This window comes from Variovorax sp. CCNWLW186 (genome assembly GCF_037203865.1).
Classification (GTDB): Bacteria; Pseudomonadota; Gammaproteobacteria; order Burkholderiales; family Burkholderiaceae_C; genus Variovorax.
Map to the genome: position 1 here is coordinate 13220 of NZ_JBBCBO010000011.1, position 20231 is coordinate 33450.

Sequence of the window (20231 nt, forward strand, 5' to 3'; positions counted from 1 at the left end):
GAGCAATGCGGCCTTGGTCACATGAACACCTGCAAGGCTTCGTGCGGCGCGTCGCAATTGACGAGCTCTACGCGTTTCATTTCGATGCGCCACTCGGCGCCTTCGCGGCGCAGCGTGTGCAGCACGCTGCCGCCGAACGCGCGCTGTTCGGTCTTGCGCCACTCGACCAGCTGGAAAGTCGAACGCACGACGCAGCCGGCTTCAGTGCGCGACTCGAGCGAGATGTTGCCCAGCACGTGCACGGTGCGAGTCGGCGGCTGCTGCGAATAGGCGCGGGCCTGCTCGAGCCGCCGCGCACGCATCGAGCGCAGCAAGGCGTCTTCGCAGAACAGCGAGGCATGGTTGAGGTAATCGGTCTGGCCGTGGACCAGCGGCACCCAGTACAGCCCATCGGGCGTGAACAGCCGCAGCCATTCGTCCCAGCGGTGCTCGTCGAGCAGGCGTGCTTCGTTAAACAGGAACTGCGTGATGTCCTGCTGCTCTTGCCAGTCGTTGAAGTTCATTCGGCGGCTCCCGTCTGCACGCCCATGTACGAAGCCCAGGCGGCGAACATGTTGCGCGGCGGCATTTCACTGTTGCCGTTGGAAGACCGGCCGCCCGGCAAGGGCTGGTCGCGGCCCATTCCGCGGTGCATGCTGACCCAGTCGCCGCCATCGGAAGCCAGGCCTTCCTGCACGCGGTTGTAGGCCTCCAAATCGTCAGGCATCACGTTCGACGACGGCGAATTGACGATGTTGGTGTACTTGAGCGTGCGCTGGAATGTGGCCTCCGGCGCGCCCTTCAGGCGAAAGCTGAATATTTCGACCAGCGTGCGGTCGACCGAGAGCGGCCGTATCACCCGGATCTGCTGGAACGAGGTGTGCGGTGAGCAGCTTGGGTACACGATAGTGTTGTGCCGGTTCACGCGCAGGATCTGGTCGGCACGCGCCTCGCCCTGCTTTGCCTGAAGCGCCGCCACGTAGGCCAGGCTCACAGGATCGGTGGGCGGCACGAAGATGCCTTCCATGAAGCCGTGGCCATGGTCGTAGCCCTTGAGTTCGAGCTTTTCCCAGAACTCCAGCGGCTCGCCGTTGCCATCAACGATCACCACCTCGAAGGGCTTGGGCGTGCCGGCCGGCATCGATTCGAATTCTTCCTTGGCCGCGCGCCAGGACGATTCATGCGTGGCCACCGCATGAATGGTGTCGTGCAGGTTCTCGAAGAAGATCTTCCAGTTGTTGCGCTGGATCACGCGCTGCACGCCGCCGGCCACCTCCACTTCGCCGTCTGGCGCGCGGTCGCAGAAGTTGTCGAGCGAGGTGGCCACGCCGCCCAGAAACTCGACGAGCTCAGGGCCCTCTTCGGCCAGGCTCGCGAACACAAAGCCGCGGTGGCTGGCCACGCGCGCCACCTTGCGCACCGAGTGCTGCTGCGCCTTCAGGTCGAGCGCGGTGTCCTCATAGCCGCTGCGCAGCGGCACCGAGAGCAGGCTGCCGTCGCACTTGAAGGTCCAGCCGTGATAAAGGCAGCGCAAGAACTTGCCGGCGCTGCCGCTGCCGTCAGGCACGATCTTCGCGCCCTTGTGCGGGCAGCGGTTGTAGAGCACGCTCACCGCACCGTCGGTGTGGCGCACCATCACCACGGGCTCGCGGCCGAGCCGTGTGGTGAAGTAGTCGCCGATGTTCGGCACCTGGCTCTCATGGCCGACGTAGAGCCAGGCCTGGCCGAAGACGCGGTCCATCTCGAGTTCGAAGATGGCGGGGTCCGTGTAAACGCGCTTGTGCACGCGGTCAGGCTGCACGAGCGCCTGCAGGTCGATGGTCATGGGAATGGGTCTCCTGAAATGTGGTGGTCAGATGTCGAGCACCAGGTGCGGCGTCTTCGCGCGGGACACGCAGGTGCAGATGGCCCGGCCCTCGGCTTTTTCTCGGGCGCTCAGGTTGTGGTCGCGGTGGTCGGGAACGCCCTCTTCCACTGCCACGGCGCACACGCCGCAGTCGCCTTGGCGGCAGTCGTACAGCGGGTCCAGCCCGGCAGCGATCAGCACGTCGAGCAGGCTCTGGTGGGCGGACACGGTCAGCGTTTTGCCGGAGCGCAGCGTGCGCACTTCGAAAGGTTTGTCGCCCTCTTGCTCCAGCGCACCGGCAAACAGTTCGCAGTGCACGTGGTCGCCGGGCCAGCCGAGAGCGCGTGCCACGTCGACCGCGGCCTGCACCATGCCCTTGGGTCCGCACACATGAAGGTGGCGCCCGGGTTTCGGGGCACAAAGCGCAGCGCGCAGGTCGAGGCCGCGGGCCGAGTCGCCGCCGTCGTGAACGACGGTGGCGCCCAGTGCGCGCGCCTCTTCCAGATAAGCGGTGTGCCCCGCGCTTCGCGTGGCATAGAAGAAATCGAATGCCCGCCCCTCGGCGGCCAGCGCGCGCGCCATGCACAGCAGCGGCGTGATGCCGATGCCGCCCGCGATCAGGAGCGGCGGCAAGCTCCCGGCATGCAGCGCGAAGTCGTTGCGCGGCGGCTGGGCGGCCAACACGGCGCCGGGCTTCAGCCCGTGCATCCAGGCAGAGCCACCCGAGCCCTTCGGTTCATGCAACACCGCAATTTCGTAGCTGCGGCCGTCCGCATGCGGTGCCACCAATGAGTAGGCGCGCTGGCCGATGCGCCCGTTGGGCTGGACGACCTGCACGCCCAGATGGGCGCCGGGCGTGTACGACGGCAAGGCCGCGCCATGTGCACTCCGCAGCACGAAGGCCTTGATGGAGGGCGTGAGCGGCCTCACCGCTTCCACCACCAGTTCGAGCATCTCCGAGTCGCCCGCCATCATCCGAGTGGCAGGGCCGGATCGGCGATGGTCAAGCTGGCCGACTTTTGCCAGCGCGGCATCAGCGTGTTCGAAGGCAGCTGCTCGTCCACCAGCTTGCGCGCCGTCTCGACACCCGCCACCGGCAGGCCCTTTGCATCGAGCAGGCCAATTTGCACCAGCACGCTGGCCTGGTCCCAATAGATGTGCTCGTGATAGAGCTTGTCGCCACGAAACTTGACGATGGCGACGAGCGGAATTTCCACCGGCTTGCCGGTGGGCGCGATGCCCGGCAGCATCCAGTCGATTTCCACCGTGTGGGTGAAGCAGAAAAGCATCTCGTCGACGATCTGCGTGGCGCCCACGGTGCGCGAAATGGGGGTAAGCCGCGTATCCGGCGGCGTGGTCGGAATGAAGTGGTGCTTGTAGAAGCGCGAGAGCTCCCTGGCCCCTACCCCGCCGGTCATGGTGGGTATGTGATTTACATAGGGTTCGCTCACCATCGTGCCCATGGTGGCGACCACATCGCGTGTTGCGAACTCGTATTCGCAGTGCTTGTCCCAGAGCGCAGACAGGTCGTAGACGGGGCCGATGGCGTCCTTGAACAGCGCCATCGAGCGCTGGTGGGCCATGAGCGTGGAGGGCTTGTCGAAATGCTCGCCGCCGGTGCGTGCGAATGCGTGGTCGACGCCGGGGTACACATACATTTGCGCACGGGGCTTGCCTGCAAACGCCTCGAGCACCTGGTTGCGCGCTTCAGCCGGGCAGAACTTGTCGAGCTCGGCAAAGTGCAGCGCAATGGGGCATTCGATTTTTGGCAGCACGTCCAGGTCTGCCTCGATGCCTACGCCGTAGTAGCCCACCGCCGCATCGACGCCTGAATGTGCGGCCGCAAGATAGGCGAGCTTTCCGCCCAGGCAAAAGCCCAGCGCGCCTACCTTGCCGGTGCATGCCGGGTGCGCGCGCAGCGCCTTCACGCTGGCCGTGATGTCCGAAACGCCGGCGGCCACATCGAATTTCTGGAAGAAGCCGAAAGCGCGCTGCCAGTCTTCGGGCGAATAGCCGAGCTCGACATTCGGCTCCATGCGCCAGAACAGGTCGGGCGCGAGCACCACGTAGCCCTCTTCGGCGTAAAGGTCGGCCACCTCGCGCAGGTAGTCGTTGATGCCGAATATCTCCTGGCACAGCACGATGCCGGGGCCTCGCCCCGAGGGCGGCAAGGCCAGGTAGCCGCGGAAGGTCTGGCCGTCGGCGGCTGCGATGTCGATGTATTGGCTCATGGGGCGAGTCTCCGAAGTGGTGGGGTTCGGCGGACGATTCTGTGGAGCGGCCCGCGCGCTGTCTGTCCACTTCTTGCAGGCGCATGCCGCGCGAAAAGTGGATAGCCCGCCGTTCGCGTGCCGTGGAGACTCGGCCCCCGCGCATACATACCTTTGTTGCAACCCACGCCATCCGAATCACCCCCTTGAGGAGATCCTTCATGTCGCAGGCAAGAATCCCAACCGCCGTCGCTTTGCTGGCGCTCGCCGTCACGGCCGCATTCGCACCGCAGGCCCTGGCCCAGGCGCAAACCGTCAAGGTCGGCCTGGCAATGGACCTCTCCGGGCCGTTTGCCGTAGGCGGCGCCGAGGCGAAGGCCGGCTTTGCGGTGGCGATGAAGCAGCTGGGCGGCAAGCTCGGCGGGGTGCCTGTGGAGTTTGTCGAGGCGGACACGGGCGGCAGCCCCGACCTGGCCCGGCAGGTGGTCGAGCGCATGCTGCTGCGCGACAAGATCGACCTGTTCACCGGCCCCATCGGCTCGACGGTCGCGCTGGCCGTGGGGGCGCCGCTCTTCGCGGCCAAGGTGCCCTATCTCTCGAGCAACACCGGCCCAAGCGACTACTCGGGGGCCAGGTGCAACCCGTATTTCTTCGGCGCGTCTTACCAGAACGATGCGTACCACGAAGCAGCGGGCAAGTTCGCTTCGGACAAGGGCTTCAAGAAGGTCGCGCTCATCGCGCCGAGCTACCCTGGCGGCAAGGATGCAATCACCGGCTTCAAGCGCAACTTCAAGGGCGCGGTGAGCGACGAGCTCTACACCAAGCTCGGCCAGCTCGACTACTCCGCCGAGATCGCACAGATTCGCGCGGCCAAACCCGACGCTCTCTATTTCTTTCTGCCGGGCGCCATGGGCGTGAGCTTCATCAAGCAGTTTGTGGGCGCCGGCCTGTCGAAAGACGTGGCGCTGATCTCGACCGCGTTCTCGGCCGACGAAGACATGATTCCCTCCGTGGGCGAGCCGATGCTCGGGCTCTTCAACACCGCGCATTGGTCATACGACCTGGACAACCCGGCAAACAAGCGCTTCGTGGCGGATTTCCGGGAGCAGAACAACGGGCGCAACCCGTCTTTCTATGCGGGCCAGGCCTACGACGTGCTCATGGCTATGGACGCAGCGGTGCGAGACGTGGGCGGCAAGGTGGCGGACCGGCCGGCACTGCTGAAGGCGATCAAGGCCGCCAGGTACAAGTCGGTGCGCGGCGACTTCAGCTATGGCGCCAACAACTTTCCCATTCAGAACTACTACCTGCGCGTGATCGGCAAGGACGCGAACGGGCGCATTGCCAACAAGGTGATCGGCACGGTGCTGCAGAACTACCAGGACAGCTCCTCCGCCAAATGCGCGATGAAGCCGGCCTGACGACGCCGGCTGTCTAGTGCCGCGCCGGCTCTCGCGAAGTTTCGCGCGGAAGCCGGCCGAAGCGCTCGCGGTAGCAGGCGGCGAAACGGCTCAGGTGCGAGAAGCCGCAGCTGAAGGCGACCTCGGTCACGCTGGCGCCGTCGTGCCGCGCCAACTGGGCGTGCGCGGCATCGAGCCGCATGTTGCGCAGCACTTCCATCGGTGAAAGATCGCGGTAGCGCCGAAACAGCAGGCCGAGGGCGCGGCGCGACACGCCTGCGGCCTCTGCCACCTCTTCCAGCGAAAGGGGCGCATCGAGCCGGCTGCGCATGAATTCTTCGGCAAGCCGCAGCTGCCGCTTGCTGGCTGCCTCCGACCCGAGCCGCAGCGCGTCGTGCTGCCGCCGCACCGAATTGGGCCGGTGGCACAGCAGGTAGAGCATGAGGTTGTCTTCGTAGTGGGCCAGCCAGCGGGGGTCATACGGCTCGTGGCCGTCCGCGGGGAGCAGCGATGCGAGGCCGGCCACCATGCGGCACCACTGGGTGCCCGCGGCATCGTCGAGCCGGAGCGGCAGCTCGAAGTCGATTTCACCGATTTCTGCCGCGGCCCCTGCACCGCCCGCAGGCCTTGCGGCAAACGTTCGGCGTGCCACGTCCTGCAGACGGGCAAGGTCAATCTTGAGCATCAACTGCTCGCAGTCCGCGTGCCAGCGCAGCCGCACGGGTTTGTGCGCGGACACCACTGCGCCCTGGCCGGGATGGATCTGCACGGTCTGGCCGCCGGTATGTACTTCGGCATGGCCGCGCAGCGGCATCTGGACCAGCACGAAATTGCCCAGCGTGTCGGGCTCGATGTCGACATCGCAGCCGTACCGCAGGATGCACAGCGACAGTGCACTGAGTTCTGCCCGGCAAAAGACCGCATCGACATTGCCGCGGCCCCAGGTGCTCCGGTGCGCCTTCAGCTCATGGGTCACCAGCGCGTGGGTTTCGTCCGCCTCGCGCGATCGGAAGATCTCGCGCCCATACAGGGTGGAAAGCTGCTGGCTCGACCATGCGTCCACGAACACTCCTCGGGGGCCAAAAGTAGTGAGAGCGATCTCTGCCGCCGGGGCAGGAGCGCAATCTACCGCCCGAGGCCGGGTCCTGCCATGGGGATTGCCCCGGGCGGCATGCGCGGGCGTGCAAGAAGCTTGCCCGGCAGTCCGCCGCTTTCGGTCGTGGCCTGGTTCCGGCTGCCTAGGTCTGCTTGCCGCCGGTCTCTTCCGCTTTTTCCTTGTCCTTGTCCTGCTGCGCCTTCGGCAGCTTGACCTTGGTTACGGTCACCGAAACCGGGTCGCTGGCGGGAAAGGACTCTTCGACGCCGCTGTCCAGGGCCTCTTCGCTGGGCGCCTGCTCGACCGGCTTGGCCGGCTCGACCGCGGGTTTGCCGTGGTTCTTGGATGTGGGAAAGGGGAAAGCTTTTTCCGAAGTCGTCATGGGGGCTCCTCGGCCGCGCAAGCCGCTAGGGCTTGCTCGGCTCCTTGTTGGTTTCAGAGCGGAGGTCTTCCCGCAGCCCGTAGGCCGCGGAACCGTCGTGGCGCGATGCCTCCACGTTCTTGCGCTTGCTCGCCATGCGCTCGGCGGGGGCCGGTGCCGAGTCCTGTTCTCCGGTGGCCGAAGAACTGCTGGTGAACTTTTCTCCCGCGCCGATGTTGTCTACCCCGCCGCTGGTGGTGGGCCGGGATCCGTCGCCCGAGCCCAGATTTCCGGGTTCTCTGTTCATTTCGTTCGACTCCTGCTCGCTCGAGGAGCAAAGTGGCAATGAATCGATTCTGGGAACTGCGGCGAGCCCGGACGTAGGACGACGCCAGCGTCCATCAGTCGGAAGCATCCTCGCCTCGGCACCCTTTTCAAAGTGTTGAATGTGTCGGTGCTTCGGATGTGCCGGTACACAACACCTGCCTTGCAGACGCGAAATAGTCCGGGCCATAGGCGCACTATTTAACGCTCGAATGTGATAAATTCACATTTACATACAATCTGACACATCATTACCTTGGCCAGCTGAATGAAAAAGCTCTCGTTTTCGCGTCGGCGCAATGGCTTCACATTGATCGAGGTAATGATCACGGTGGTGATCATCGCGATCCTCGCCTCCATCGCGATCCCGAGCTACCAGCGATACGTGATCCGGGCCAAGCGGTCCGCAGCCCAGGCGCAGATGATGGAAATCGCCAACCGGCAGCAGCAGTTCCTGCTGGCGAACCGCAGCTATGCGGACAAGACGGCGCTGACGGCCAGCGGCTACTCGCTGCCTGCGGATGTTGCCGCGAATTACGACTACACGATCACCCTGTCTGCGGAAGGCACTCCTCCCGGCTTTGTCCTGACTTTCGATTCGACAGGCGCCCAGGCGTCCGACGGCGACCTCACCCTCGATAACCAAGGCGCGAAAACGCCGGCCGACAAATGGTGAAGCCGCGTCCGACCGCCGAACGCGCCACCGCACAACGCGGCGCGACGCTGATCGAAGTGCTGGTCACCCTGCTGATCCTCGCCTTCGGCCTGTTCGGGCTCGTGGGCCTGCAGGCACGCCTCCAGTCGTCCGAGATGGAGTCCTACCAGCGCTCGCAGGCGCTGATACTGCTCAACGACATGGCCAGCCGCATTGCAATCAATCGCCGCATGGCCTCCAGCTACGTCACTGCTTCGCCGCTGGGCGCCGGCATCGCCTGCCCCACCGGCACGGGCTCGCGCCAGCAGATCGACGCCATGGAGTGGTGCAACGCGCTGCAGGGCGCGGCCGAAACCTCGGGCAACACAAAGCTGGGCGCGATGATCGGTGGGCGCGGCTGCGTGGAGGACTTGGGCAACAACGAATACTTGATCACCGTCGCCTGGCAGGGCTTGGTGCCCATTGCCGCACCGCCCGAAGGCGTGGCCTGCGGCAAGGACGCCTACGACGTGGCCCCCACCGCATCAACACCAAGCCCGCAGTGCACCGCCGACAGGTGCCGCCGGACCGTGACGACGCTGGTGCGCATCGGGACGCTTTCATGATGCGCGCGCGCCCAGCAGGCAAAACCCGCCAACTTGCGCGTGCCCTGCAGCGTCAGCGCGGCCTGACGTTGATCGAACTGATGGTGTCGGTCACGATCATGCTGATCGTGCTGGCGGCGCTGATCGCGCTGTTCCTCAATGTGAACAACACCCAGCGCGAAATGGTCAAGGTCAACCGCCAGATCGAGGGCGGCCGCCTCAGCGTTTTTGTGCTCGAGAACGAGATCACGCACGCGGGCTTCTGGGAAAACTACATGCCCGAATTCGACGACCTCACGGTTTCGGGCGTGCCAGCGAAGGTGCCGACCGGCAATGCGCCCGATCCGTGCCTGCCCTATTCGGCGGCTAATTGGACTGAAGACTACAAGCGCAGCCTGCTCGACATGCCCGTGCAGGCGTACGACGCCGTGCCGGCCAGCTGCGCCGGCCTGTTGACGAACAAGAAAGCCGACACCGACGTGCTGGTGGTGCGCCACGCCGAAACCTGCATAGCCGGCATGCCGAATTGCGAAGCCGACACGCTCGGCAAGCTGTACTTCCAGTCGTCTTTCTGCGGCACGCAGAAGCCGTCGGATTTCGACCTCAACACGGCGGGCTTTGCCACCATGATGAGCAAGAACTGCACGACCCCGTCGCCCAAGCGCAAGTTCATCTCCGACATCTACTACGTGCGCGACTACGCCGAAACAGTCGGCGACGGCATCCCGACCTTGGCGCGTTCGCGCTTCGATCTCTCGGCGACGGGGCTGGCGCAGCAGCCGCCCGTGCCTCTCATCGAAGGCGTCGAGGGCTTTCGCGTGGAACTGGGCCTGGACACGCTAAGCAAGACCGGCGCGGCGGTGAATTACACCCAGGCCATTTCCTGGGCCGATGCGGCCGTCAGGTCCTCCCCCACCAACCGCGGCGACGGTAGCCCCGACGGCAACTTTGTTCATTGCAGCACCGCTTCGCCCTGCACCGCCGACCAGTTGATCAACGTGGCGGCCGTCAAGCTCTACGTGGTGGCCCGCAGCATCGAGGTGTCTCCGGGCCACAGCGACACGCGCACCTACAACCTTGGCAGCGCAACGCTCGGGCCCTTCAACGACCGCTACAAGCGGCATGCCTTCACCACCGCGATCCGCATGACCAACGTGACCGGCCGCAGGGAGACGCCGTGAAGATGCCATCCTCATTCCCCATGCACAGGCAAGGCGGCGCGGCGCTGATCGTCGGGCTGATCATGCTGGTGCTGATCACCCTTGCCGTCACGGCCGGGTTCACGCTCAGCAACACCAACCTCAAGTCGGTCGGCAACATGCAGAACCGCAACGAGGCGGTGGCTGCGGCCAATCGCGCCATCGAGATAGTGGCTTCTTCCCTGCTGCTGCCAGGCGTGGACGGCTCGCCCTCGCTGGCCATGCCCCTGGGCACTCAGAGCCGGGTGGACATCAACAACGACGGCACCGACGACTACATCGTGGAGATCGCCCCCCCCACCTGCGTGCGCGCGACCAAGTCGACCGACACCGGCGGGGGCACTGCGGGGCCAGGCGGTATCGGCGGAAATTCATCCACCACCGGCTCGGGGCTCAATGCCCTGCCCGACCAATACAACACGGTGTGGGACATCAGCACCAGCGTGACCCATGCCGCCAGCGGCACGGTCACCGCGGTACGCCAGGGCGTGCGGGCGCTCCTGACCAAAGAGCAATTCGAAGCGCTGTGCTCGTAGCCAGACCTCTCCTGCGAATGATCACGACGATGAACGGATCGACATCATGAAAAAGAACTTCTTCCGGCCGCTGTGGGCCGCCGCGCTGCTGATGTTCGGCCTTTCCGCGGCGCAGGCGGAGGACATCGATCTTTTCGTCGGCTACAACCAGACCGTGACGGACGCGCCCAACGTGCTGTTCGTGCTGGACAACACGGCCAACTGGAACCAGCCCTTCACCGCCGAGATCAATGCGCTGGCCAGCGCCTTCGAAAGCCTGCCGGTCGGCAAGTTCAAGGTCGGCGTGATGATGTTCAGCGAAACGGGCGGCGGCAATTCGAATATCGACGGAGCCTACCTGCGTGCCGGCGTGCGCATGATGGACGAAGACAACAGGCGCACGTACGGCGCGCTGATCCGCAGCTTCGACAAGCTCGACGACAAGTCCAATGGCGGCAAGGCCGGCAAGATGATGGCCGAGGTCTACCGCTATCTATCAAGCGGCGCGCCCATGGGCGGCAACAACAAGGCCAAGGCTGATTACACCGGCAATGTCTTCGGTACCGCGGCGTCCAAGGCGATCTATGCGCTTCCGGACAATCCGCTGGCGGCCATCAACAGCAGCACCTATCGCGGGCCGAACACCACCAACTGCATCGGCACCTACGTCATCTACATCAGCAACGGCGCCGCGCAAGACAACAACAGCGACACCACCACCTCGACCAACGCCCTGCGCGCGGCCGGAGGCACCACCACCATGATCCCGCTGAGCCCAAGCGGCTCGCAGGACAACGTGGCAGACGAATGGGCCAAGTTCCTGCAAACCAGCATGGGCGTGAAGGTCTACACCGTCGAGGCCGCCAAGGCCACCGGCGGCCAGGGGCCGGGCTGGAGCGCGCTGCTCAAGAGCATGGCCGGCCAGAGCAAAGGCGAGTACTACGACCTCAGCGCCAAGGTCGACCTGGGCGTAGCGCTCAAAGAGGCGCTGGACGACATCTTCAGCAAGATCCAGTCGGTCAACAGCGTCTTCTCGTCAGTGAGCCTGCCCGTGAGCGTGAACACGCAGGGCACCTACCTGAACCAGGTGTTCGTGGGTATGTTCCGGCCCGACGATTCCGCCTATCCGCGCTGGAACGGCAATCTCAAGCAGTACAAGCTCGGCCTGGACACCAACAACCAGTTGATCCTGCAGGACGCGGCCGACACCAACGCCATCAACAACCAGACCGGCTTCATCGCGCCCTGCGCGCGAAGTTTCTGGACACCGGCGCCAAGCACCACCGATGCCTACTGGAGCTTTCGCCCCGCCGGCGACTGCCTTGGCAAGGAGGCCGCCGAAAGCCCCGACGGCAACGTGGTGGAAAAAGGCGCGCAAGGCTACATGCTGCGGCAGTTGCTCACGGCCGATCGCAACGTGAAAACCTGCGCTGCGGACGACTGCTCGATCCTGACGAGCTTTGCCACCGGCAATACCGCAGGCATCACCAAAGAGGCGCTCGGCGTGCCAACCGACGCCGAGCGCACTGCGCTGATCGAATGGCTTCGCGGCCTGGACAACAAGGGTGACGAGCGCCGTGCCGCCGACGGCACGCCGCTCACCTCCACCACGGCCATGCGCCCTTCGGTGCACGGCGACGTGGTGCACTCGCGTCCGGTGGCCATCAACTACGGCAGCGACAGCGAGCCACAGGTGGTGGTGTTCTACGGCGCGAATGACGGCATGCTGCGCGCGGTCAACGGCAACCAGAGCGCCGCCATCGGCTCCGCTGCGCCCGGCAGCGAGATGTGGTCCTTTGTGCCGCCGGAGTTCTACGGCAGCATCAAGCGGCTGTACGACAACACCACGCGCATCAACTTTCCCGGATTGCCGGTCAGCGTGGGCGCGACCGCCCCCAAGCCCTACGGCATGGACGGTGCCATGGCGGCCTACCGCCAGGGCAACGAAGCCTGGCTCTACGCGAGCATGCGCCGCGGCGGGCGCCTGGTCTATGCCTTCGATGTGTCGAACCCCGCCTCGCCCATTCTCAAGTGGCGCAGGGGTTGCCCGAACCAGGACAATGACGTCGGCTGCGACACGGGTGCAAACGACATGACAGGCATCGGCCAGACCTGGTCGGCGCCGAAGATCGTCAAGTCGGCCGGCTACGGTTCGGGCAGCACGCCCATGGTGATGTTCGGTGGCGGCTACGACAAGTGCGAAGACGTCGACACCACCGCTGCGGCCCAAGCCTGCGGGGCGGCGGCCAAGGGCAACAGGATCTACGTGCTCGATGCCAGCACCGGCAATGTGCTGAAGACCTTCATCACCGACCGCGGGGTCACCGGCGAAGTCACGGTCGTGAACGACAGCGCGGGGCTGGCCAAGATCGCCTATGCGGCCGACCTGGGCGGCAACGTCTACCGCATTGCCATCGGCGCTGCCGCACCGGGCAGCTGGACGATGACCAAGATCGCTTCGCTCGGCTGCGATGTTGCGAGCACCACCTGCACGCCCAACCGCAAGTTCATGTTCGGCCCCGACGTGGTCGAAGACAACGGCATGAACGTGCTGCTGCTGGGATCGGGCGACCGCGAAAAGCCGCTGCGCTCCTACACCGCTGCGCTCAGCGTCTCCAACCGCTTCTACATGATGGTGGACAAGCCCGCCGACGCGACCTGGCTCACCAGCGAATCGGGCAACTGCGACGGCAACTCGCTGCTGTGCCACGGCTCGCTGCTGGCCATTACGGGCACCGATGAGCCTTCGCCCACCGCCCTGGCGGCCAAGAAGGGCTGGTACCTGGTGCTTGCGCCGGGCGAACAGGTGGTGACCTCGTCGGTGACCGCCTATGGCAACACCACTTTCAACACCCACACGCCCACCGACCCGTCGGTGCGCCAGTCGTGCCGCGCCGACCTGGGCACGGCCAACGTCTACAACCTGGCCTACCTGAACGCCGGCGCGCAGGGCGCACGGTTCCAGAACGTGGTCGGCGGCGGCCTTGCGCCCTCGCCCGTGGTGGGACGGGTCATGGTGAACGGCAGCTTCCGCGACGTGGTGATCGGCGCCAACCCCGATTCGTTCCTGAGCCCCAAGGGTGCCGCGGTCAAGACCGCCTTCACGCAGCCCAAGGGCCGCGTCTACTGGTTCATCCAGAAGTAAAAGGGTGCGCAAGGTGCAGACAACCGCCGGCATGCGAACACGTGGCTTCACGCTGGTGGAGCTGATGGTCACCATCGTGGTGCTGGTGGTGCTGGTGTCGGTGGCCGTCCCCTCGTTCGACAACATCCGGCTTTCGAGCCGGCTGACTTCCTACGCGACCGATCTGGTGGCCGGCAGCCAGCTGGCGCGCAGCGAAGCGATCAAGCGCAACGCGGCCGTGACGCTGTGCGCCTCGGCCAACGGCACGGCCTGCGCCACCAACGGCCAATGGGAGGCCGGCTGGATCGTCATCAGCAACGGCGGGCAGGTGATCCAGAAGCAGCCGGCCGCGGCCAGCGGCTACCAGATGCGCGACAGCGGCGGACTCAGCGCCCTCAGCTTCGACGCCACCGGCGTCGGCGGCACCGCGGCCGACATCACGATCTGCCGCGCCAGCCCCGTGGGCAACCAGGAGCGGGTGGTGAAAATCAGCGCCACCGGGCGTTCATCGATCACCCGAACCAGTGTGGGTACCTGTGGTGCATGAATGAGGTCTTTTTTGTGCGATCCTCGGCGATGCGGACAATAGTGCACTAACGCGGGCCTCGGGGCCCGTCAGTTCACGCCCTTGCACCGCGATTGAATCAGTAAAAACGTCTCATTTCATGGAACACCAGCTGGACTGGGCACTTGCCGCGTGCGGCCGCATTCTGCGGCCGGTGGTGCGGCTCGCCCTGGCCATGGGGGTGAAGCACCCGCACCTGGAAGTCTTGCTGCGCGACCTGCTGCTGGAGGAAGCCACGCGCTCCTGGCGCAAGCAGGGTGTGGCAAAGCCCAATATCAGCCAGCTGTCGGTCACGACCGGGCTGAATCGCAAGGCCGTGACTTCCAAGGTTCGCGCTCCGGTGGATGCCCTGCCCCACACGGAAATCTCGGCCGCGGCCAAGACATTCACACTGTGGCTGCAGATGGTGTCGGAAAACCAGGCCTACCAGCGGCTCCCGATCACCGCCGACGCCGAGGACATTCCCTCCTTCGAAACCGTGGCACGGCTCGGCAGCCGCGGCAATGTGCACCACCGCGCCATCCTGGACGAGCTGGTGCGCCTGAACATGGCGGCCGAGCAGGACGGCTGCGCCGAACTCAAGGTCGACGGATTCGTGCCGGTGGACAACCTGCAAGCCATGCTGGCGTTTCTGGGCGATAACGGCCGCGACCATCTGTTGGCCGCGGTGTCCAACACCCTTGGCGAGCAGCCTCGAATGCTCGAGCGCGCGGTGTACGCGCGCGGCCTGGGGATGGAAGATTGCGAGAGCATCCATCAGCTGGTGCGCGAACGCTGGTCCGCCCTGCACCACGAACTGGCGGGCGAGATGACGCGCGCCGTCGACCGCGCCCCCAACGGCGCCAAAGGGCGCATCCGGGTCGGCATCTACACTTATTATGAAGACGACGCCGCGCCGCTTGCGCCGGTCGTCGCCCCCAAGCGGGAAGAAAAAACGCCATGAAGAACCACTACCGTTGGATGCGCGGCATCCTCCTTGCCGGAGCAATGGCCCTGCTGCTCTCGTGCGGCGGAGGGGGTGGCGGCGGCGGAACTTCCGTCGGCGGCGTGGGCCTTGGCGGCAGCGCGGCCGTGGGTGGCGGGAGCGGCGACGGCTCCCCTGCTACGGGCACCGGCGGTAGCGGCGGCGCCGGCACCGCAGGTGGATCCGACGGTACGGGCACGGGCGGTGCAGGCACCGGGGGCACGGGCACGGGCACCGGTGGCGATGGCGATGGCGATGGCACGAGCACGGCGGGCAACGGCACCGACGACGGTTCGGGCGTGGGTTCGGGCGGCACCGGCGTGAGCACCGCCGACGCGACGGGCGTAGGCTCCGTGGGCGGCATTGGCAGCATCATCCTGAACGGCGTGCGCTACAACACGGACGCCGCCACCTTCAGCCTTGAAGACACGAGTGAGCTGCAGATCGGCATGAGCGTGCGCATTGCCGGCAAGATCGACAACCAGTTCACCGCGGCCACGGCGCAGCAGGTGTTTTCGGCGGCCGAATTGCGCGGCGCGGTTTCTTCCATCGACCTTGCAGGCGGCAGCTTTGTGGTGATGGGCACCACGGTCACCACCGACAACGCCACCGTATGGAGCGGCGGAAACAGCCTGTCGGACCTGGTCGCCGCAAGCCAGGTACAGGTATGGGGCCTGCCCTCTACGCCGGGCACCTTGCGTGCCACCCGCGTCGAGCTGAAGCCGGCCTCGGCCGAGCCACTGGTCACCGGATTCGTGCAGAACCTCGACCGCCTCGGCAAGAGTTTCATGCTCGGACAGATCACGGTGAGGTACAACGGCGCCCTGTTCTCCGGCGGCATCGATGAATCCACCCTTGCCGAGGGCGCCATCGTCCGCGTGCGCGGCACCGTGGCTCCGTTTGCGGGCATCTTCAACGCCACCAAGGTGCAGGGCTGGTATGCCATACCCACCCAGAACACCGCGGCGGTGCAGCTCGCAGGCATCGTCGCCAACTACAACGGGCTCGGCGACTTCAAGGTTCTCGGCACTGCGGTCAATGCATCCAACGCCCTCATCACCGGCGGCCTGGCGTCGTCGATCGGCAACGGCGTCAAGGTCGAGCTCGACGGCTTCATGACCAACGGCGTGCTGGTGGTGAAGAAACTTCGCATCCGCAACGTCCCGGGCGTCGGCGGGCCGGTCGATTTCACGCTGATCGGTGCCATCGGCGGCTACCAGTCGCCCTCCAACTTCCGGGTGCAGGGCCGCCAGGTGGACGCCGGCCGCCCCGGAACCGCGTTCGAAGGCGGAACCATCGTCCAGCTGGCCAACGGCCGCCGCGTGACCGTGGTCGGCGATACGGTCGAAAACGGCGTGCTCATCGCGAAGCGCGTCACCTTCACGCCATAGACGCGCAGCCGCGCCGTCCAGCCGGCCGGCGCGTGCCCCAAAAAACGCCCGAGAAAACCCAGGGGTTGCATTTGCACCTCCGGCTCGATCGCGGCATCCTGTGAGCTGAGCGCGACGAAAAAGAAGAAGAACGGCCCTGTTCGAACAACCTCTTTTTCGAAAGGTTTGGAATGAACCCCGATCTTGAACTCAGGCACGAGGTCTTCGCCCAGCTGAACTGGGACCCGGCAGTGGTGGGATGCGATGTCGACGTGTGCGTGGAAGGCGGCGTGGTCACGTTGCAGGGCAGGCTTGCCAGCGAACGCCTGAAGACCGCCGTGGAGCGCGCCGTGCGCCGCGCCGAAGGCATCGGAACCATCGTGAACCAGTTGACCACGGTTGATGCGCATCAAGCCGTTACACCGCCCAAGCTTTGACACTTCGGGTACCGGCAACCCGAAGAAAGCAGCCCATGCCTCTTACCTCCCCGCCTGCGGCTGAGCAGGACTTCTCGCTTCTCGACGCCTGGTGGCGCGCGGCCAACTACCTGTCCGTGGGCCAGATCTACCTGATGGACAACCCCTTGCTCCGCGAGAAGCTCGAGCTGGCCCACATCAAGCCGCGCCTCCTGGGCCATTGGGGCACCACGCCGGGCCTCAACTTCGTGTACGCGCACATGAACCGGGTCATCAACGCGCGCGAGCTCGATGCCATCTTCATTGCCGGGCCGGGACACGGCGGCCCGGGCGTGGTCGCCAACACCTACCTCGAAGGCACCTACAGCGAGGTCTACCCCCATGTCGGGCCGGACGCCGAAGGGCTGAAACAGCTCTTCACGCAGTTCTCGTTTCCGGGCGGCATTCCGAGCCATGTGGCGCCCGAAACGCCGGGCTCCATTCACGAAGGCGGAGAGCTCGGCTATTCGCTGCTGCATGCCTACGGTGCCGTGTTCGACAACCCCCGCCTGCTCGCCTGCTGCGTGGTCGGCGACGGCGAGGCGGAAACCGGCGCGCTGGCGGCGAGTTGGCATTCGAACAAGTTCCTGAACCCCGCGAGCGATGGTGCGGTGCTGCCCATCCTGCATCTCAACGGCTACAAGATTGCCGGCCCCACCGTGCTCGCACGCATCGGCGACGAAGAACTGGCACAACTGATGAGAGGCTATGGGCACGAGCCGTACTTCGTGGCCGGCGACGATCCTGCGCAGATGCACCGCCTGATGGCGGCAGCGCTCGACAAGGCGCTCGACGACATCCACGCCATCCAGGCCCGCGCGCGAAAAAACGGCTTCAGCGAACGGCCGCGCTGGCCGATGATCGTGCTGCGCTCGCCCAAGGGCTGGACCGGGCCCCGCCAGGTGGACGGCGTGCCGGTCGAGGGCACGTTCCGTTCGCACCAGGTGCCGCTGACGGGTTTTTCCGGCAAGCCAGGCCATGTGGCGCTGCTCGAAGACTGGATGCGCAGCTACCGGCCCGAGGAGCTGTTCGACGACGGCGGCGCGTTGCGTGCCGACATTGCGGCCCTTGCGCCCAAGGGGGCGAAGCGCATGAGCGCCAGCCTGCACGCCAACGGCGGCCTGCTGCTCACCGACTTGGCAATGCCGCCCTTCCGGGAGCATGCCGTTGCGGTCGAATCGCCCGGCGCGTCGGACGCGGAGGCCACGCGCGTGGCGGGCCGCTTCCTGCGCGAGGTAATGCGCCTGAACGCAGCGTCACGCAACTTCCGCGTGATGGGGCCGGACGAAACCGCCTCGAACCGGCTCGGCGACCTGTTCGACGTGACGGCGCGGACCTCGACCGCCGAGATCCTGCCCGGTGACGACCATGTGTCGCCCGACGGCCGCGTGATGGAAGTGCTCAGCGAGCACCTCTGCCAAGGCTGGCTCGAAGGCTACCTGCTCACCGGGCGCCACGGCTTCTTCTCTTGCTACGAGGCGTTCATCCACATCGTCGACTCGATGTTCAACCAGCATGCCAAGTGGCTCAAGGTAACGCGCGGCATCGGCTGGCGGCGGCCAATCGCCTCCCTCAACTACCTGCTCACCAGCCACGTCTGGCGGCAGGACCACAACGGCTTCAGCCACCAGGACCCGGGCTTTCTCGACCATGTGGTGAACAAGAAGGCCGAGGTGGTGCGCGTGTACCTGCCACCCGATGCCAACACCCTGCTCTCCGTGGTCGACCATTGCCTGCGAAGCCGCAACTATGTGAACGTGATCGTCGCCGGCAAGCAGCCCGGCCCGCAGTGGCTGGACATCGATGCCGCGGTGCGCCACTGCACGGTGGGCCTGGGCGTCTGGACCTGGGCCAGCAACGACGAAGGCGCCATGCCCGACGTGGTCATGGCCTGCGCTGGCGACGTGCCCACGCTCGAAACGATGGCCGCGGTCGACCTGCTGCGCACGATGCTGCCGGACCTGAAGGTGCGTGTGGTGAACGTGGTCGACCTGATGGCGCTGCAGTCACCCGATGCGCACCCGCACGGGCTGCCCGATGCGGACTTCGACTCGATCTTCACCACCGGCTGCCCGGTGGTTTTCGGATTCCACGGCTATCCGTCGCTGATCCACCGGCTGACCTACAAGCGCACGAACCACGGCAACTTCCATGTGCATGGCTACCTGGAAGAAGGCACCACCACCACGCCGTTCGACATGACTGTGCTCAACCGGCTGGACCGCTTTCACCTGGCCGCCGATGCCATAGGCCGGGTGGAGCGGTTTCGCAACAGCGCGAGCCATGTGCAGCAACATCTGCGCGACAAGCTGCTGGAGCACCGCGCTTATGTCACGCGCCACGGCAAGGACATGCCCGAGATCGAGAACTGGCGCTGGGCGCGCTGAGCGGCGCGCCAGCGCCCTTGCTCAGGCCGCCGCCATGGTCGCGCCGCCCAGCTGCGCGTCGTTCTCGGCGTCGCTGAGCCAGCGCCGCTTGTCGCGCAGCGGCGGCGCGCCGAACATGCGGCCGTACTCGCGGGCGAACTGCGACGGGCTCTCGTAGCCCACGCTGTGCGCGGCGCTCGCCACGTCGGCGCCTGCCATCAGCATCTGGCGGCGCGCCTCCTGCAGGCGCAGCTGCTTCTGGTATTGCAGCGGGCTCATGGCCGTGACGGCCTTGAAATGATGGTGGAACGACGACACGCTCATGTGCACCGCGCGCGCCATGTCTTCGATGCGCAGCGACTGCGCATAGTTGACGCGCAGCGCGCTGATGGCCTTGGCAATGCGCTGGGTGTGGCTGTCTTGCAATGCAATCTGCCGCAGCCGCGCGCCCTCGCCGTTCACCAGCAGGCGGTACATGATCTCGCGCTTGATGATCGGCGCCATGATCGGCACGTCCTCGGGCGATTCGGCCAGCCGCAGCAGCCGGAGCACCGGCTCCAGCACCGGCATGGCAATGCGGTTGACGTACATGCCGCGCGAGGCGGGCGCATTGGCCTTGGCGGGCAGCTTCTCGTCGCCGATGAGCTCGCCGATGTCGTCCATTGCCAGTTCCAGCCGCACGCCGAGATAGGGTTCGTTGTCGCTCGTCAGGCGCACCTGGCCGCATACGGGCAGGTCGACCGAAGTCACCAGGTAGTGCATCGGGTCGTACACATAGATATCGTCGCCCACGATGATCCGCTTGGAGCCCTGGGCAATCAGCCCGAGCGCCGGGGTTGCAAAGGCGTGCTTGGGACCGTCGGGCTTGCTGATGCAGAACACCTGCAGGCCGGCCACCGGTGTTTCCACCGTGCCGTCGCGCCCGCCGGTGATGCGGTTGATCAGCGCCACCAGTTCCTTCCTGGCTTCGTCGAGTTCGGGCTCCAGGGGCATCGGCTGGGCGATGGCGGCAGTGGTTTCGGGTGTTTCGTCGGACATGTTCGGGCCTTGTCGCGGAGTTGGATCAACGAAGTCTGCGCCGGCGTGCGGGCAGCGTGGAGGATCGGGTGGTTCAAAGCTTAGCGCCGCACTCATGAATCTGCACGGGCCTGGACATAGGTCTGGAGAAATAGGCAAAGACTTTGCAGAAACGCGCTCGTCGGCCCGGGGGCCGCGGGC

The 20231-nt window shown here is 65.7% G+C and carries 19 protein-coding genes; 11 read left to right on the forward strand and 8 right to left on the reverse strand.

Translation table 11 applies throughout. The features are described from left to right. Window positions 1-17: 17 nt before the first annotated feature. Genes V9K97_RS14945 through V9K97_RS14960 form a run of 4 tightly spaced genes read right to left on the reverse strand, consistent with a single transcriptional unit; the run spans window position 18 to window position 4056 of the window. A complete protein-coding gene (locus tag V9K97_RS14945) occupies window positions 18-503 on the reverse strand; it encodes an aromatic-ring-hydroxylating dioxygenase subunit beta (RefSeq protein ID WP_337318970.1) in 486 nt (161 codons plus the stop codon). Beyond that, window positions 500-1804, reverse strand: coding sequence for an aromatic ring-hydroxylating dioxygenase subunit alpha (locus tag V9K97_RS14950; RefSeq protein ID WP_337318972.1), 1305 nt, complete (start codon window positions 1802-1804; stop codon window positions 500-502). The genes V9K97_RS14945 and V9K97_RS14950 overlap by 4 nt, the downstream gene beginning before the upstream one ends. A gap of 27 nt (window positions 1805-1831) precedes the next feature. Beyond that, window positions 1832-2797 carry a PDR/VanB family oxidoreductase gene (locus tag V9K97_RS14955; protein ID WP_337319143.1) on the reverse strand — a complete coding sequence of 322 codons (966 nt, stop codon included), beginning with the start codon at window positions 2795-2797 and terminating at the stop codon, window positions 1832-1834. Further along, window positions 2797-4056: a dienelactone hydrolase family protein gene (locus V9K97_RS14960; RefSeq protein WP_337318974.1), complete on the reverse strand. Its 1260-nt coding sequence runs from the start codon at window positions 4054-4056 to the stop codon at window positions 2797-2799. The genes V9K97_RS14955 and V9K97_RS14960 overlap by 1 nt, the downstream gene beginning before the upstream one ends. Window positions 4057-4256: 200 nt before the next feature. Between V9K97_RS14960 and V9K97_RS14965 the strand changes: the two genes are divergently transcribed. Further along, window positions 4257-5456 carry an ABC transporter substrate-binding protein gene (locus tag V9K97_RS14965; protein WP_337318976.1) on the forward strand — a complete coding sequence of 400 codons (1200 nt, stop codon included), beginning with the start codon at window positions 4257-4259 and terminating at the stop codon, window positions 5454-5456. A 13-nt stretch (window positions 5457-5469) separates the two neighbouring features. On the opposite strand, the gene V9K97_RS14970 is transcribed toward V9K97_RS14965, so the two are convergent. The 3 genes from V9K97_RS14970 to V9K97_RS14980 form a co-directional block, all read right to left on the reverse strand. Further along, window positions 5470-6498 carry an AraC family transcriptional regulator gene (locus V9K97_RS14970; RefSeq protein WP_337318978.1) on the reverse strand — a complete coding sequence of 343 codons (1029 nt, stop codon included), beginning with the start codon at window positions 6496-6498 and terminating at the stop codon, window positions 5470-5472. Between the two features lie 175 nt (window positions 6499-6673). After that, the gene (locus tag V9K97_RS14975; RefSeq protein ID WP_126745835.1) at window positions 6674-6913 is read right to left on the reverse strand and encodes a hypothetical protein; all 240 of its coding nucleotides are present in this window, start codon (window positions 6911-6913) and stop codon (window positions 6674-6676) included. Window positions 6914-6938: 25 nt separating this feature from the next. Next, entirely contained in the window at window positions 6939-7199 is a 261-nt protein-coding gene (locus tag V9K97_RS14980) for a hypothetical protein (protein WP_337297511.1), read from the reverse strand. Window positions 7200-7484: 285 nt separating this feature from the next. Here V9K97_RS14980 and V9K97_RS14985 point away from each other — a divergent pair, with 285 nt between their 5' ends. The 10 genes from V9K97_RS14985 to V9K97_RS15030 all read left to right on the forward strand — a co-directional run bounded on the left by V9K97_RS14985 (window position 7485) and on the right by V9K97_RS15030 (window position 19034). After that, the gene (locus V9K97_RS14985) at window positions 7485-7892 is read left to right on the forward strand and encodes a type IV pilin protein (protein ID WP_337318979.1); all 408 of its coding nucleotides are present in this window, start codon (window positions 7485-7487) and stop codon (window positions 7890-7892) included. Continuing rightward, on the forward strand, window positions 7886-8476 hold the full coding sequence (locus V9K97_RS14990; RefSeq protein WP_337318981.1) for a prepilin-type N-terminal cleavage/methylation domain-containing protein: 591 nt from the start codon (window positions 7886-7888) through the stop codon (window positions 8474-8476). The genes V9K97_RS14985 and V9K97_RS14990 overlap by 7 nt, the downstream gene beginning before the upstream one ends. Further along, window positions 8473-9636, forward strand: a complete 1164-nt coding sequence (locus V9K97_RS14995) for a PilW family protein (RefSeq protein WP_337318983.1) — start codon at window positions 8473-8475, stop codon at window positions 9634-9636. The genes V9K97_RS14990 and V9K97_RS14995 overlap by 4 nt, the downstream gene beginning before the upstream one ends. Before the next feature lie 2 nt (window positions 9637-9638). Beyond that, a complete protein-coding gene (locus V9K97_RS15000; RefSeq protein ID WP_337319145.1) occupies window positions 9639-10190 on the forward strand; it encodes a pilus assembly PilX family protein in 552 nt (183 codons plus the stop codon). Between the two features lie 46 nt (window positions 10191-10236). Then, window positions 10237-13314 carry a pilus assembly protein gene (locus V9K97_RS15005; RefSeq protein ID WP_337318985.1) on the forward strand — a complete coding sequence of 1026 codons (3078 nt, stop codon included), beginning with the start codon at window positions 10237-10239 and terminating at the stop codon, window positions 13312-13314. A 31-nt stretch (window positions 13315-13345) separates the two neighbouring features. Then, window positions 13346-13840 carry a GspH/FimT family pseudopilin gene (locus V9K97_RS15010; RefSeq protein WP_337318986.1) on the forward strand — a complete coding sequence of 165 codons (495 nt, stop codon included), beginning with the start codon at window positions 13346-13348 and terminating at the stop codon, window positions 13838-13840. 118 nt (window positions 13841-13958) lie between these two features. Beyond that, entirely contained in the window at window positions 13959-14801 is an 843-nt protein-coding gene (locus V9K97_RS15015) for a DUF6502 family protein (RefSeq protein ID WP_258506393.1), read from the forward strand. After that, complete coding sequence (locus tag V9K97_RS15020) at window positions 14798-16213, forward strand: DUF5666 domain-containing protein (protein ID WP_337318988.1); 1416 nt, start codon at window positions 14798-14800, stop codon at window positions 16211-16213. Before V9K97_RS15015 ends, V9K97_RS15020 begins: the two co-directional genes overlap by 4 nt. 170 nt (window positions 16214-16383) lie before the next feature. Beyond that, on the forward strand, window positions 16384-16629 hold the full coding sequence (locus V9K97_RS15025) for a BON domain-containing protein (protein WP_337318990.1): 246 nt from the start codon (window positions 16384-16386) through the stop codon (window positions 16627-16629). A 35-nt stretch (window positions 16630-16664) separates the two neighbouring features. Continuing rightward, window positions 16665-19034: a phosphoketolase family protein gene (locus V9K97_RS15030; protein WP_337318992.1), complete on the forward strand. Its 2370-nt coding sequence runs from the start codon at window positions 16665-16667 to the stop codon at window positions 19032-19034. 21 nt (window positions 19035-19055) lie between these two features. On the opposite strand, the gene V9K97_RS15035 is transcribed toward V9K97_RS15030, so the two are convergent. Continuing rightward, entirely contained in the window at window positions 19056-20051 is a 996-nt protein-coding gene (locus V9K97_RS15035; protein WP_258506397.1) for an AraC family transcriptional regulator, read from the reverse strand. Between the last annotated feature and the right edge of the window lie 180 nt (window positions 20052-20231).